At 40.6% G+C, this 12,107-nt stretch carries 9 protein-coding genes; 2 read left to right on the top strand and 7 right to left on the bottom strand.

Annotation, left to right across the window (positions count from 1 at the left end; translation table 11 throughout):
• Positions 1-900: 900 nt before the first annotated feature.
• From E4K67_RS27290 to E4K67_RS27280, 3 genes are all read right to left on the bottom strand, one after another.
• A complete protein-coding gene (locus E4K67_RS27290) occupies positions 901-1,173 on the bottom strand; it encodes a hypothetical protein (RefSeq protein ID WP_135552570.1) in 273 nt (90 codons plus the stop codon).
• 249 nt (positions 1,174-1,422) lie between these two features.
• Entirely contained in the window at positions 1,423-3,843 is a 2,421-nt protein-coding gene (gyrA, locus tag E4K67_RS27285) for a DNA gyrase subunit A (protein WP_135552568.1), read from the bottom strand.
• A gap of 22 nt (positions 3,844-3,865) precedes the next feature.
• On the bottom strand, positions 3,866-5,779 hold the full coding sequence (locus E4K67_RS27280; RefSeq protein WP_135552566.1) for a DNA gyrase/topoisomerase IV subunit B: 1,914 nt from the start codon (positions 5,777-5,779) through the stop codon (positions 3,866-3,868).
• A gap of 498 nt (positions 5,780-6,277) precedes the next feature.
• On the opposite strand from E4K67_RS27280, the gene E4K67_RS27275 reads away from it, so the two are divergent.
• Positions 6,278-7,987, top strand: coding sequence for a ClC family H(+)/Cl(-) exchange transporter (locus E4K67_RS27275; RefSeq protein WP_243454654.1), 1,710 nt, complete (start codon positions 6,278-6,280; stop codon positions 7,985-7,987).
• Here the strand turns inward: E4K67_RS27275 and E4K67_RS27270 are convergent.
• The 3 genes from E4K67_RS27270 to E4K67_RS27260 all read right to left on the bottom strand — a co-directional run bounded on the left by E4K67_RS27270 (position 7,949) and on the right by E4K67_RS27260 (position 9,559).
• The gene (locus E4K67_RS27270; RefSeq protein ID WP_135552562.1) at positions 7,949-8,374 is read right to left on the bottom strand and encodes a universal stress protein; all 426 of its coding nucleotides are present in this window, start codon (positions 8,372-8,374) and stop codon (positions 7,949-7,951) included. The two genes, E4K67_RS27275 and E4K67_RS27270, sit on opposite strands and share 39 nt — an antisense overlap.
• An 84-nt stretch (positions 8,375-8,458) precedes the next feature.
• Positions 8,459-9,052 (bottom strand): HPP family protein, encoded by a 594-nt coding sequence (locus E4K67_RS27265; RefSeq protein ID WP_243454653.1) that lies wholly within the window; start codon positions 9,050-9,052, stop codon positions 8,459-8,461.
• A 162-nt stretch (positions 9,053-9,214) separates the two neighbouring features.
• On the bottom strand, positions 9,215-9,559 hold the full coding sequence (locus E4K67_RS27260) for a DsrE family protein (RefSeq protein ID WP_135552561.1): 345 nt from the start codon (positions 9,557-9,559) through the stop codon (positions 9,215-9,217).
• Positions 9,560-9,747: 188 nt separating this feature from the next.
• On the opposite strand from E4K67_RS27260, the gene E4K67_RS27255 reads away from it, so the two are divergent.
• A complete protein-coding gene (locus E4K67_RS27255) occupies positions 9,748-10,800 on the top strand; it encodes a metallophosphoesterase family protein (RefSeq protein WP_158408593.1) in 1,053 nt (350 codons plus the stop codon).
• A gap of 113 nt (positions 10,801-10,913) precedes the next feature.
• On the opposite strand, the gene E4K67_RS27250 is transcribed toward E4K67_RS27255, so the two are convergent.
• Entirely contained in the window at positions 10,914-12,020 is a 1,107-nt protein-coding gene (locus tag E4K67_RS27250; protein ID WP_135552557.1) for a 4Fe-4S binding protein, read from the bottom strand.
• Positions 12,021-12,107 lie beyond the last annotated feature (87 nt).

Below are 12,107 nucleotides of genomic sequence, written 5' to 3'. Positions count from 1 at the left end.
TTAGCATTTTCAACTTGCGTTGTCAATGACTAATTTACTGTGTTTAGATTGAATAGTTTGAAGGGTTTAACCCCTCACTTGTTCATTCAGTGTGCGTCTTCGTGGCGCTCAAATAGAATACCATTTCTAGTGTATGCTGTCAATATATTATTTCAAGATATACTTCTGCGTATTATCCTATATTATCGATATCCAGGCCTTCGCATCACTTTTTATACTTTGAAGAGCTCTCAATCGTTTTAATACTGAGAATACAGATCTACTATATATTACTTTTCATTATTTCTCTTCCTCCCGTTGTGTATCTACTTCTTAGAAAATCCATTACGTATAGTTTATTGTTTCCATTGGGTATTATTATAAATAAGTTAGTTTATAAAAAATAATGTACAAGCTTATAAATAATCAAAAGTTATTCTCCAATTTCAATACACACCCTTCATAGTTTTTGTATAAGATGTTGGGTAAGATTAATTAAAATCAACTTGATCACGACTCCGCCTGGCTATCAGTGTAGAAATTTCACTCATAATGGCGTTGTCTTCAAACAGTTACTATGATTATATTTTTAATAAGGGGAGTCTCCTATGTCAAATAATAAACGTCTCCAAAAGGAAACATTAACCATACTCTACCTTAAGTGCCCCATCTGTACAGAACCATCTCATATTAGTCAATGGGCAACTGAATGCTTTGATACTCCGACTTATCAATGTTCTGTGTCGAAAGAACAGCAGTTGAAAGATGATAGTTTCTTGATTTGCCCTAAGTGCTTAAGAAGTAGTATGTATGGTGTACTGGTGCAAATGCAATAAGAGCATTATTAAAGAATACGATAAGGGATAGGATTCATAGCACTTGAATCCTATCCCTTATTCGTATTCTTATTGGTTCAACTTCTTATCCTTCCAAATGAATTGTTGTAGTCTCAAACGCAGATTTAAAACTCTCACTTTCAATTATCTGATCAATCATGACTTTTTTTTCGTCCTTTGTGTATTCGTAAAAGATTGGATTTAGATCCCATTCGTTTTCTAAAGGATAGTAACGCAAATTTGCTCTAACTGTTTTTTCCGCTTCATCGTCTTTTAAGACTAGAGTTAACGCATAATTGTTAAAGTTAGATTCCCTATCAAAACCTGACCCGTTAACCGCAATATCGAAAATCTCCATTTCTACCTCCCACTTTAAGCACGTTTTCTTTTTATTATGTTATTACGGCAACTTCTTTATTCAAACTAAAGTTTTCAGTGGCACGTATATCTTTAACAAAAGTCCCCGCACGGACAATAAGTATTGTCCAAAGTGTGATCTTATTGATTAAGAAATACGTGAAAGTAGCTATACAGAAAACAATCAAAATCTTACATTCGGCAAAACACAGTGATTAAGACAAGGTATAGAAAGTGTTTCAGAATGATGCTATATAATCCTAATCGTGTAATCGTTCAGCAAAACAGGGATCCATTGCGCACCGGCTTTTGCCCGTGGCTCTGCTTTAACGTTCTTCATTTCAATCTGGGTTACCGTGCCACTATCTTGTATAACATGAAATATATCACCATCATTACCGTGAGTAACACCCACGACAAAGCCAGTTCCTACTGGGTCTACCTTGCTAATTGCAATTCCTTTTCCGGCCCGAGCTTGAGGTTTATATTCCTCAAACGAGGTACGTTTTACAAAACCTCGTTCAGTCACTGTCACTAAATCCCCCAAAGGGTTTTCCTTTGAATTGGACAATAGGATTGCATCAACAAGCCGATCCTCACTGCCTAAAGCCATTCCTTTGACACCGCGTGATTTTCGCCCCATTGGGTTGATTTCGGCTTCCAAGTACCGTATTGATTGTCCTTGATGTGAAACGAGGAATAATTCCCCTTGGCTATCTCCCAAGAACACCTTCACCACGGCGTCCCCCTCTTTAAGTCCCATAGCCTCCGAAGAACGAGCGTTAACAAAATCACTGGCTGCGCTCCGCATGACCTGTCCATCCTTCGTGATAAATATGAAGAATAACCCCTCTGGTACATCCTTGATGGAAAGGGTAGAGACTACTTTTTCTCCCATAGGCAACGGGAATAAATTAGTTAGGGGACCCCCTTTATCTTTATTTCTTGCTTCAGGGATTATTCTAGCCTTAATGCTGTAGAACTTTCCGGTATGAGTAAAGAAATAAAGGATATCTTTGTCAGTGCAAGTAATCCTCTCTGTTAGAGTATCTCCATCCTTAAAAGCGCAGATTAAAGCACTCCCCTTATTTTTCTTTGTTTGGAGAGGCATCCTTTTAATAAATCCATTCGCTGTGAGCATAACTTCGATGTGATTTTCAGGTTCCTCAAAGGAGCTTAGATCAAGCTGATCCCTCATTTCTTCAGGCAGAATGAGCGTACGTCGTTCATCCCCGTACTTGTCGGAGATGTCTTTAAGTTCTTTCTTGATAATATCATAAACCTTGTTCACATTTGCCAGGATACTTTCTAACTCTGCAATGTGTTTTAAGACCTCAGCATGTTCCTTCAGAATTCCTTCTAGTTCAAAATTTGTTAAGTTTTGCAGCCTCATATCCAAGATTGCCTGGGCTTGGATCTCGGATAATTCAAAACGAGTAATAAGTGCTGCCCTGGCAATCGAAGGTGTTTTACTGGCCCGTATAATAGCAATCACTTCATCAAGGTTATTTATAGCAATCACTAATCCTTCAAGGATGTGAGCTTTTAGACGAGCCTTTTCTAAGTCGAATTCTGTGCGTTTTGTGACAACGATTCTGCGATGTTTTATGAATGCCGCATTGATCTCTTTAAGACCAAGGACCTTAGGCGTGCCCTCTGCCGTGATGACTAAATTGATAATCCCAAAGGTATCTTCCATCTGAGTGTGTTTATACAGGAGACGTAAGACGATCAAGGGATCGGCTTCTTTTCGGCATTCGACAACAAGTCGAATCCCCTCCCGATCAGATTCATCCCTGACCTCGCTAATTCCTTCGATCTTCCCCAAATCTGCCAATGTTTCAATTTTGGCGGCCAGCGTTGATTTATTAACTTGATATGGAATCTCAGTGATCACGATTAAGCTTTTGCCATTTAAACCTTGTTCGATCATCGCCTTACCACGCATCGTCACTTTGCCACGACCAGTTTTATAGGCATTGACAATACCCTCAGTGCCTATAATCAATCCACCCGTGGGGAAGTCTGGTCCACTCACCTTCTCCATGAGTTCATCAATTGTAATCCGAGGATTATCTATTTGAAGGATCACACTTGTTACGACTTCCCGCAAATTATGAGGAGGCATATTAGACATCATACCGACAGCAATTCCAGACCCTCCGTTAACTAAGAGGTTAGGAAAAGGGCTTGGGAGCACGACAGGCTCTTTCAGTCGTTGATCATAGTTTGCTTTGAAAAGAACCGTATTCTTCTCAATATCTTGGGTCATCAGGTGGGATAAATGCGTCATTTTCATTTCCGTGTAACGCATAGCAGCTGCATTATCTCCATCGATTGAACCGAAGTTCCCCTGGCCATCCACCATAGGGTATCTTGTTGCCCACGGTTGAGCCATACGAACTGCGGATTCATAGATTGAAGAGTCTCCGTGGGGATGATATTTTCCCATACAGTCCCCTACCAAGCGAGCTGACTTGCTGTAGGGTTTATCCGGGTGCATTCCAATTTCGTCCATGGAAAAAAGAATTCTGCGATGAACCGGCTTAAGCCCGTCTCTAACATCAGGAACGGCCCGCTGCAATATAACATGTTTAGAATAACCTAAGAACGCTTCTGGTAAAACGTCTTCGAGTGGCCGCTGAATAATATTATCTTCCGTAATGCTCATCCTGTATTATCTCCCCTAAACTCTACATATCATCGTCCGTAAAGACAATATTCTCCATCAAAAAATCGCGTCGTGGCTCTACTTGCTCACTCATCAGGATACTTAGCTTACGCTCTGCTTCCAAAGTATCATCAATTGTTACCTGAATCATGCGTCGATTGGCGGGATTCAGGGTTGTTTCCCAAAGTTGTTCTGGATTCATCTCTCCAAGTCCTTTATAGCGTGAAATCTTTGCCGTTTTCCCTAATTCCTTGAGTTCTTTCTTTAATTCAGGATCGTTGAACGCGTAGCGAATAATTTTGCCTCGTTCCTTCTCTACTTTATACAAAGGAGATTGCGCGATATAGACCCTTCCGCTTAAAATCAAGGGTTTCATATATCTATAGAAAAAGGTCAGCAGTAGACAGCGGATGTGTGCTCCGTCAATGTCAGCATCGGTCATAATACATACACGTGCATAATTGCCCTTCTCTAAATCAAACTCTTTGCCTACCCCCGAGCCAACGGCTGTAATAATGCTCCTAATTTCCTCATTCCCTAAGACTTTATCGATCTTAGCACGGTAAGTGTTTATGACCTTCCCCCGCAAGGGAAGAATGGCTTGAAATCGGCGATCTCGTCCCATTTTAGCAGAACCACCTGCACTGTCCCCTTCGACAAGGAAGAGTTCATTACGTGTCTTATCCTTTCCACTACAGGCTGCAAGTTTACCGCTTAGTGCTTTAACCTCGGCATCTCGAGCTTTCTTTTTTAGCTCCTTGGCCTTCTTCGCTGCGAGTCTTATAAGACAGGTTGTCAACGTGCGATGGATCACGTCTTTGGCTACGGAAGTATTTTGCTCAAAAAATTGACTGATCCCCTCATTGGTCAACGACTGAACAATGCCCTCAACTTCCATATTGGATAGTTTCGTCTTGGTCTGCCCTTCAAATTGAGGATCTTTAACCTTGAGAGATAGCACACACGTTAAGCCGTCTTTGAGGTCATCCCCGATAAGATTCTCATCTTTTTTGAAAAGATTATTTTTACGTCCGTAATTATTGAAGACTTTTGTCAACGCCGTTCGAAAGCCTGACTCATGAGTTCCACCCTCATCTGTCGGGATATTGTTGACATAAGAGTGTAGCGATTCATCATCTCCGTCGTTATACTGAATGGCACACTCCACAACTACATCCTCTTTTTCCCCTTGGAAATAGATCGGTTTTTTATGTACGGGGGAAACATTAGATAATTTAATTAAGTGATCAACAAAACCAATTATCCCATTTTTTGAAGTAAAGGTTTCTGTCTTAGTCTCTCCTCGAAGGTCAGTAAGAAGAATGGTGAGACCATTATTCAGAAAAGACAGTTCCATTAAACGACTTCTTAAGGAATCATATTTAAAAACGGTCGTTTCTTTAAAAATGAGGGGATCGGGTTTAAAAACCACAGATGTTCCTGTGCCTGTCATTTTTTTGCCAATGACGTGTAAATCCGATTTAAGCTGACCCCCGTTGACATACTCAACTCGATAAAGCTTACCGTTTCGTTTTATGTCAACTGTTAAATAAACAGACAAGGCATTGACCACGCTTGCTCCGACTCCATGCAATCCTCCGGAGGTTTTATAGGTTTCTCCACCAAATTTACCTCCAGCATGTAACGTCTCAAAAGCTAAGCGTACAGCAGCGATTTTCTTGACAGAATGTATGTCAACTGGAATACCACGTCCATTGTCCACGATCGTTATTGACCCATCTATGTTAATAGTAACTGCGATTTGATCACAAAATCCAGCCCCAGCCTCATCAATTGCATTGTCAATGATTTCAAAGGCAAGATGGTGAAGCCCTCTGCTTCCAGTGGAACCAATATACATGCCAGGACGTTTGCGGACCGCTTCCAACCCCTCAAGCACCTGGATAGATTCTGCATTATATTGCTTAGCTGTCAAGAACAGTTCGCCTCCCTATCGGTTTTATTTCACGATGGCTACCCGCCGATAAGTAGAATATCACCTGCTAAGCCCCTTTGTCCATATAATTTACTTTCAAAACCCTAAATTATCATTTTTTTACAAATCCAAAATTAGTTTGATGTACCAGACCTCTTAATTTTCCACAAGCAACTCTACATTATAACAGTATACCAACAAAATGCATCTTCTCCTTGAAGCAATATTAAAAGCGATGTAATATAGTATCCATGAGCTTTAACATATAACGTTTCTCCATATGTTTTTTGAGTGAGAACCTATAACCTATTTGCTAAATCGACAATGAACTCGTTCAACTTAAGTTGAACATCGAGACTTCGGTAGGGGACTCTCCTCCCAAAGCGGAGTACGGGGTGCCAAGGTGGGAGTCTCATGATTCGATAGAATACTGCTTATTTTGCTGTGAGGATAAATACCTACTATATATGGTTTTCTAAATTAATGGGGGGTAATCTTGTGACAGCTAAGACATTTCACCAACTGATTCATTGGCGTGATTTTAAACTAAAAGTTTTTTTTGAAGGGATTATTATCGGACTATTTTCAGGCTTAATTATTGTGGCTTTTAGATACTGTTTAGAACAGGCAGAGTCATTCAGAGAATCTATTTTCCACTTAGAGAACATGGGAATATCAAAAATTATTATCTTACTTGTTGGACTTGGACTTATAGCATTTTTACTAAATCTGATTGTTAAGAAGGAACCTCTTGTAAGTGGTAGCGGGATTCCACAAGTGAAAGGGGTTTTATCGGGTCACATAAAATTGAAGTGGGCGAAAGTTCTCATACTTAAGTTCGTTGGTGGTGTTCTAGCGATTGGTGCAGGTTTATCATTAGGGCGTGAAGGGCCTTCCGTCCAGATAGGAGCCGCAGTAGGTCAAGGCGTAAGTAGACTTTTAGGTCGTTTAAAAATAGAGGAAAAGTTTTTAATTACGAGCGGAGCAAGTGCAGGTTTGGCTGCGGCCTTTAATGCACCTTTAGCTGGTGTTATATTTTCAATGGAAGAACTAAACAAAAACTTCTCTCCCGCCATTTTAATGTCTGCAGTTGGGGCCTCTCTTTCAGCAGATTTTGTAACCAAACTATTCTATGGCTCAACGTCTGCCTTTAATTTCCCCCTACTCCCGATATTACCCGTTAATTATTACATTTACTTAATAGGACTGGGTCTTTTCATCGGGTTATTCGGGGGCTTTTTCAACCGTTCATTACTTAAAACTCTAGAAATAAAAAATAAAATGAGTTTGCCAAACACTTTAATTATTTTAATTCCTTTGCTAATTGCATGTTTATTAGGCTATTTTCTGCCAGAAGTGCTTGGTGGAGGGAATCATCTAATAGACTCTCTCGGCCAAAATAAATACCCTATAAGCCTACTGATCATATTAGTACTAGTAAAATTTTTCTTTACTTTGATTAGCTATGGTACAGGCGTACCAGGTGGTATATTCTTACCTATCTTAGCGATTGGCGCATTAACAGGAAATCTCTACAGCGATTTGATCATAAAAGTCTTCCATGTTAGCCCGTATTATAGTAATAATTTTATCATCTTTGCTATGGCAGCTTATTTTACGGCCGTCGTGAAAGCACCTATTACTGGAAGCATACTCATTACTGAAATGACAGGCTCATTTAGTCACTTATGGGCATTAATTACTGTTTCCACAGTGGCTTATCTAGCCAGTGACCTATTAAAAAACAAGCCCATTTATGAAGCACTTTATGATCGTATCTTGACGAAAAAAGGTAGTACCAACAACGAAAAGAAAACCATGTTACTTATCGAAACTGTCGTTTGTTTAGGTTCGGAAATGAGTGGCAAATGTGTTAAACAAATTGCTTGGCCTAAGCATTGTCTATTGGTTAATATTAAACGAGGCGATCATGAGATCTTACCCCAAGGGAATACGCTACTCTATGCTGGAGATAATATCTTCGCTCTAGTAAACGAGAGTTATGCTGTGGATATTGAACAATCCCTTTGCGTACTTGCTAAAGAAAATCCTCAAACAAACAAACAAACAAATAAACAAATTAAACTCCCAACATCTTATACTTTCATATATTCCAATAAGATAATGAGGACACTCAGAAACAATCGTCTGAGCGTCCTCATTATCTTATTATTTAACAATCATGACAGGACATTTTGCTTTACTTAAGACGCGCTGGCTAACACTCCCCAGCAAAGATCCGGCAATCGCTCCATAGCCACGGTTTCCCATAACGACTAGATCAATTTGACCGCTCTCGATCTCCTCTAGTATTGCTAATCCTGGATGCCCAGGTTGTTGTTTCTTTTCTATAGGTACATTTCCGGTATCAACTCCAGCCAGTGCAGCCGTCAAAGCCTCTCTCCCGTAAATACTAATTTCTTCTTGGGGTACAGAGATCCCGCTAGAAAGGGTATAGCCCAATGCCTCTGGTGTATAAACCACATGCAGAAGGACGATTTTGGAGCCAAACTCCTTCGCTAATTCCAAGGCCGTTATCAAAGCACGTTGTGCTGATTCAGATGCATCGGTCGGAACCAAAATATTCTTAAACATTTCCTCTCCCGCTCTCTATAAATTAATAATACCTACCATGATAAAGGCAAAGTTGATCTTAAGTAATAATGATTATCTACTTTCTCAGTACCAATACCTCGGGTATTGTCTATTTGGAGACAGGTTATTGACCACAACTCCGATTATTACTAAAATAACCGCTCCGACCATAATCGGTGTCAAAATATAGCTAGAATGGGCTTTACTCAAAACAGCAAAAAGTGCAGTTGCGCCCCCCGGTGGATGTGTAGTCTTAGTAATAATCATAACGACCAAAGCAAGAGCAGTGCCCAAGGCCGGGGACCACCAAGTTAACCCAAACATCATAAAAGTTGCAACTCCCGCTGCAGCCGACAGAGTATGCCCAAATATTACATTACGCGGTTGGGATAGAGGCGCATCAGGAACACCGTAAATCAACACAGCTGATGCTCCAAAGGAAGCCACTACCGATAAGTCAAACTTGTGAGAGAATAATACTATAGCTGTTATGCCTAAAAAAGCACCAACCCAGGTAATAAATACGTCCAAGGGTGGAGGCGCCACAAGGGGAGTTGTCCTTTTGTGGCCTTTCATTTTAGATAAGTACATAATCATTAGAGATGGTACCGTCTGTGTAGTTGCATTTTCTAGATCAGACGGAACCACGATTTCCCCCAGTTTTTTTACTTCTTGCACTAGACTCACTCCCAGCTCAATTTCCATACCGTAATTATAAGCGAATCTTGGCTGGAAAGCTGTGAACAGTATCACACTTTCAATAAATGATCCAATTGCGATACTCCCACAATCTGGATTTTCGACACTAGTCGAAACTGTGTCTGAGCTGGACCTTTGTTATTACGGACGAATATAGGCCCATCCTTGTGCCTGCTTTTTCACTAATTCTCCAACACCTGATGGAACAACTTGGACTAATTCAACTAGCTGCTCCTTAGTAACACCTCTTTGGCGCATGGCGTTGGCGCAAGCAGCAAATTTAACCCCCATTTTAGCGAGCCTAACAATTTGTTCCACATAGGTATCAGGGCTTTTGAGTAGTATTTCGATACCTTCATGATTTGCAACTAATTCAGCATTCACATTGTCTTCACCTAAATCCGCTAACAGATTTTCAATATTATTTAATCCTAGTAACCCCTTGTCACGCTCATCAATATGAAAAACCACTTGATATTTGTCCATTAAATTCCATCTCCTTATTACAATTCTATCATAAATCTTTCCATGAAAAAAATCTAAATCTAAGATAATCCATACTATGGAAGTGAGAAAAAAATAATATCGAATTACCGCAATTATCCTCTATTCAAAGAGAGAATAACATGCATAATGAGCTTATTATAAATATTAGCGATCAGGAGGCAAATCATATGAAAAAGGTCCTACTCCTTCTACTCCCTTTCCTTTTTCTTGTAACAGCCAGCTCTGCTGGAGGCAACAATGCTTCCTTCCTAAACCTCCAAGTTGGTAGCCTACCTGTTATCGCCCAGCCTTCTAGGTCCTCAATCGATCGTACAACTATACCCCTATTAAATAAACTTAGTCAACGAACTTCAACCTTACTTTTCGGCGTAGTAAGTGACATCCACGTGCAACGTGCCAATCCTGTTGCCCAAAACAAGTTCCAGCAGATGCTAAGTGATATTATGCAGCTCCAAGTCCCTAACCTAATCATCAACGGAGATCTTGGAGACGGAACTCCACAAGACTATCATACTTTAAGTACCCTTATCTCACGTCAAAAAAACACTCCAGCAATCTTTTACACGATTGGTAATCACGAGTTTTACAAGGCGAATCACAATCCAATAACCGATGCTTGGAGTCCCGAAACCTTCCCCAATGGTGAAACTGAGGTTGCAGCTATCAATCGATTTCTTATATTTTCAGGACGTGACCAAGTTTACTATGACGAATATCTAGAGGGCTATCATTTTATCTTTCTTGGATCCGAAAAATCGGCGATCTCTGATCGAACTATTGGTGATAAAGCTTTTCTTTCGAATACACAATTAGAATGGCTAGAGTCGGAACTTAAGGAGAATTATTCTCCAGGTAAACCCATCTTCGTTTTCCTACATCAACCATTGTCACGTCTCGGATCTAGTGTAAATGGTTTTATAACTCAGGCTGATCGACTTCGCGAAATACTGAAGAAATATCCCGAGGTATTTTTCTTTTCTGGTCATATTCACCACCAATTGTCTCTCCCTAGCACAATGATAAAGGAAAATTTTAACATGGTAAACTCTTCTTCTGTCGCCCTACCACGAGACGTTAACGGAAAACCTCTTCCTAACCAGAGTGAAGGCCTAATAGTAGAAGTCATCGATAACAAAGTGTTTATTAAAGGGCGGGACTTTCTAACCAAAACCTGGATTGAGGGCACACAACGCGAGTTTGCTTCACCTAAAGTCATATAATAGAACGCCATTTAATAATGAAGCCTGCTTCCAGCTCAGTTCATCAGTCCGGAAACAGGCTTCATTACTTATTCTATTGCAGAATTACCAAGAAACTGTTCCTTGATAATTCTTTATCGACCCTTCTCCGTTGCCATTCGCCGTAATTTCTCCCGACCATCCGCTGGGGTAATATTCAAAACAGATCGACGAGACATCGTCAATGAACCACTAGGGCAAGCTGATGCACACGCACCACAGCCAATACAGCGTTCTTTGTTCAAAACTGGTATTTCTATTACACTTCCCTGGTCAGTCATAACGATTGCATCGATTTGGCATCTATCTGCGCAAATACCACAACTTATGCAGCTTTTCAACTCTAATGACGGAGTGAAATTACTAGAATGCGTGGCATAGACCTGTTGTTCATTGATGCTGCGCAGAACTTTGCAACAGCAACCACAGCAATTGCAAATATAAGTTGGTTTATTCATCACGTTATCACACAGGTGAACTAACCCAAGTTCTTGTGTCCGAGCTAGCACTCCCAGCAGGTCCTCCACGGTTGCCGGTTTACCTAGCCCTTTGCGTACAATCCATTCAGCCGCTTTACCAAGGGACATACACACCTCTACCGGTGCGTCGCAGGCTTTACCTAGGTGAGAGGCTTCATGACGACAAGCGCACATAGTAATTGCACCTCCGCCGGATTGTCTGATGACCTCTGATGCCAATTCATAATCTAATACTTCTGTTTCTACTGCCAAAGGGATAATACTTTCATAAATCAAAGTTCGCATGATCTTAGTATCCAACCCAGCAATTTCTTTCATAACCCCTTCGCTGTGAAAATAGATTTCAAACAACTCCGCGAGCTCTTTTAAGGAGGCATGGTCACCTGTCCTCATAAAGGTGTATTCAAAGAATCCGACCAACATTGGAGCCAGCATGTAGTAGAAGGACTCCTTACGAGGGATATCCAGGACCAGTCCCTTATCCGACATTCCGTCTAGAATTACTTTTAAATCATTTTCTTCAATCCCTGTAAGAGACGCAATCTTAGTTAGGTTCATAGGAATTGAAGAGAATTTACTGCCTACTAATGCTTCGCTTTCCGTATACAGTCGATGAAGAATTGCCATGAGATCTTCATTGATTGGCGCGCCTTCTGGAGTTCTGCTTAATCGTTCTGCCAAGGCATGGTAGATCTCTTCTTTGGCATTAATTATATGTCCCACTCCTAGATCCCCTTTCTCTCGTAATCCAAACACGATGCATGCACATGAAAGGCACGAAAATGCAGCTTCTCCTAGAAGTATAGCTAA

Source organism: Desulfosporosinus fructosivorans (assembly GCF_004766045.1).
GTDB classification, from domain to species: Bacteria; Bacillota; Desulfitobacteriia; order Desulfitobacteriales; family Desulfitobacteriaceae; genus Desulfosporosinus; species Desulfosporosinus fructosivorans.
This window is presented reverse-complemented; position numbering and strand designations above follow the sequence as displayed.

What these genes read in the sequence shown, in the direction of transcription:
- E4K67_RS27290 (WP_135552570.1), bottom strand. Translation starts at nt 1,173, where the DNA reads ATGGAGATTTTCGATATTGCGGTTAACGGGTCAGGTTTTGATAGGGAA.
- gyrA (WP_135552568.1), bottom strand. Translation starts at nt 3,843, where the DNA reads ATGAGCATTACGGAAGATAATATTATTCAGCGGCCACTCGAAGACGTT.
- E4K67_RS27270 (WP_135552562.1), bottom strand. Translation starts at nt 8,374, where the DNA reads ATGTTTAAGAATATTTTGGTTCCGACCGATGCATCTGAATCAGCACAA.
- E4K67_RS27260 (WP_135552561.1), bottom strand. Translation starts at nt 9,559, where the DNA reads ATGGACAAATATCAAGTGGTTTTTCATATTGATGAGCGTGACAAGGGG.
- E4K67_RS27255 (WP_158408593.1), top strand. Translation starts at nt 9,748, where the DNA reads ATGAAAAAGGTCCTACTCCTTCTACTCCCTTTCCTTTTTCTTGTAACA.